The organism is Pectobacterium brasiliense (assembly GCF_013449685.1).
In the GTDB taxonomy this organism is placed as follows: domain Bacteria; phylum Pseudomonadota; class Gammaproteobacteria; order Enterobacterales; family Enterobacteriaceae; genus Pectobacterium; species Pectobacterium brasiliense_A.
Genome location: NZ_JACDSF010000099.1, coordinates 1 through 2,316 on the forward strand (window position 1 = coordinate 1; position 2,316 = coordinate 2,316).

At 39.3% G+C, this 2,316-nt stretch carries 3 protein-coding genes; all 3 read left to right on the forward strand.

What is annotated here, in order from left to right:
- Positions 1-142: 142 nt before the first annotated feature.
- The 3 genes from H0248_RS21335 to H0248_RS21345 all read left to right on the forward strand — a co-directional run bounded on the left by H0248_RS21335 (position 143) and on the right by H0248_RS21345 (position 2,250).
- Positions 143-1,108, forward strand: a complete 966-nt coding sequence (locus H0248_RS21335) for an HNH endonuclease (RefSeq protein ID WP_180787403.1) — start codon at positions 143-145, stop codon at positions 1,106-1,108.
- Entirely contained in the window at positions 1,109-1,633 is a 525-nt protein-coding gene (locus H0248_RS21340; RefSeq protein WP_180787404.1) for an SMI1/KNR4 family protein, read from the forward strand. It abuts the gene before it with no gap.
- A gap of 92 nt (positions 1,634-1,725) precedes the next feature.
- Entirely contained in the window at positions 1,726-2,250 is a 525-nt protein-coding gene (locus H0248_RS21345) for an SMI1/KNR4 family protein (RefSeq protein WP_180787405.1), read from the forward strand.
- Positions 2,251-2,316: the final 66 nt, after the last annotated feature.

Genomic DNA, 2,316 nt, shown 5'->3' on the forward strand with positions numbered 1-2,316 from the left:
GGATACGACGCGGAAGGAAGATGAACGTCTGGAAGCGCTGTTTACCGAGGTCAGCGAAGACCAAGGTGTTGATGCACTCATGAACAGCCACCCTAATTACTGGTTTCCGGAATGAACCGGGTGAAACAGCAAGGAGAATACTATGGCTAATATTAGAGAGCGAAGTGGTAGCCCGGAAATTGAGGCGGATCGTAAAAAAGTCGCTGACATGGAATCGCAGTATAACGAACTTATTGTAGACAGTGGCTTAGCCGCAGCAGGGGCAGCGCCTCCGCCTTTCGGCACGGCGGCAGATGTGGTTTCGCTGGGCCGTTCTCTTTTTAAAGGTGACTGGGGCGGCGCAGCACTTGATGCATTAGGATTTATTCCGATACTCGGTGATGGCGCAAAAGCAGGGAAAATAGCCGCCAAAGTCCAAAAAGTAACCGAGGCTTTATCGAAGGCCAAGGCAGCGCTAAATACGAAAGTATTTGCAACAACGCGCGAAAATGCAAAAAAATACTGGAAAGAGCTGATAGCGAAGAGAAAACAGGAAAAACTGGATAAAGAAATCGGTAAATGTAAAACGGAAGAATGCAAAAAACTGGCGCGGGAAAAGTTTGAAAATGATAAATCCATGGATCCCGGACGTCTTCCTTCCTCAGAAAAAGGAAGCTGGATTGGGCCTGACGGGAAACCTTGTCCTCCAGGAACGGGGATGTATAAGCCCGACCCAGAGAAGAACAAAAGCCTTTATGAAGCGGTGAAGCGTCATGGGAAAGAGGGCGTTCCTTTTAAAGACGGTCATCCTGATTTTTCAGGTTTTCCTCCAATGAAAGATGGGAAGCCAATTGGTGATGGGGGAAAACCTTACCGAGTAGAAATTGATGTACAAGGTAATAGAGGCGATAGGAAAAGATCAAATGTGGCCCTAAAAGAAAAATATGATAAGGAGCTAACGGACCATGAAATAAACGCAGGTGCTTGGCATCACGAACCAGATGGTGTAACAATGACGTATGTTGATAAAAATATACATCATGCGTTTAGGGACCCAGAGACAGGAACTGCAAGTTCCGGCACTCCTCATCTTGGTGGAGACTCAATGTGGCGCAGCAAGGATTTTTAAATGAAAATTGAAAAATTAGATCTTAATAACTGGAATGTGAGAGAATTAAATTCTATTTATGATGAAAGAAAAATAAAAAACTCCATTTTATTTGTAGAATCAGAATTGAAAATAAGATTGCCTTTAGAGCTTAAGGAATTAATAAGTTTAGCTAATGACAATCCCATATTGCCTGCTGATGAATGTGACTGCTGCTTGGCTAAATATAATAATTCAAGCCTACTTATTGATGTAGTTATCATATTCAATGGAGAGTCTATTGTTAATAGCACAAAGATATCCCAAGAGTCTATTTATGATAAACGTTTTTTATTACCAAATGGTCTGATTGCTATTGGTTCAAGTTATGATGATTCTGGCGATGCTTACCTAATTTATGATGTAAGGCCTGATTCTGCCACATACAAAAATGTTTTTCACTGGCGATACTATGCTGATAACTTAATTGCAGGCGAAGGATTAGGATTTATTGCTCACTCATTGAAGGAGTTTCTAAGTATGCCAACATCGGAAGATGAGTTGTAATTTTATCAATGTTTCATCAATATCGAGAAAATTGTGTAATTCCGGAACAGTGCATAAAGAGAAATTCCATGTGGCGTAGTGGGGATTTTTAAATGGATATTGAGAAAAAAGATCTACTTAAATGGGAAGTGAGTGACCCAGAAATTGTAGTTGAAAGAAAAAAAAGTGATGGTTTTGTAATGAATATTGAAAAAGAACTATCCATAACGTTACCGAATGAGTATAGAGATTATATCTTTCTTACAGCAAATCAAACATCATGGCCGAAAGATGATTGTGGTTATTTTTTAGCGAAATACAATGATAGAAGTCTGAAAGTGTTAATGTCAGTGCTATTCCCTTACGAAGAGGTAATTGATTCTACGAAATTATTGCGGGAATCAATATATGAACACCGTTTTCTACTTTCTCAAGGTTTGATTATTATTGGTTGTGATTATGATGATTTTTCTGATGGGTATCTGGTCTACGATGTAAGGCGTGAATCTCCAACCTATCAAAATATTTTTCATTGGATGTATTCTCAAGATAATTTAATTGTAGGTGAAGGGTTAGGATTTGTTGCTCATTCATTGAAGGAGTTTCTTAATACGCCAACATCGGAAGATGAGTTGTAATTTATACTCATGGATCATTAATACAGGATGTTAAGGTTGGTCGAATATGTATTCTGAACATAAGGC

Excerpts from the sequence above, each read along its gene's own strand:
- H0248_RS21335 (WP_180787403.1), top strand. The coding sequence starts at position 143 with ATGGCTAATATTAGAGAGCGAAGTGGTAGCCCGGAAATTGAGGCGGAT.
- H0248_RS21340 (WP_180787404.1), top strand. The coding sequence starts at position 1,109 with ATGAAAATTGAAAAATTAGATCTTAATAACTGGAATGTGAGAGAATTA.
- H0248_RS21345 (WP_180787405.1), top strand. The coding sequence starts at position 1,726 with ATGGATATTGAGAAAAAAGATCTACTTAAATGGGAAGTGAGTGACCCA.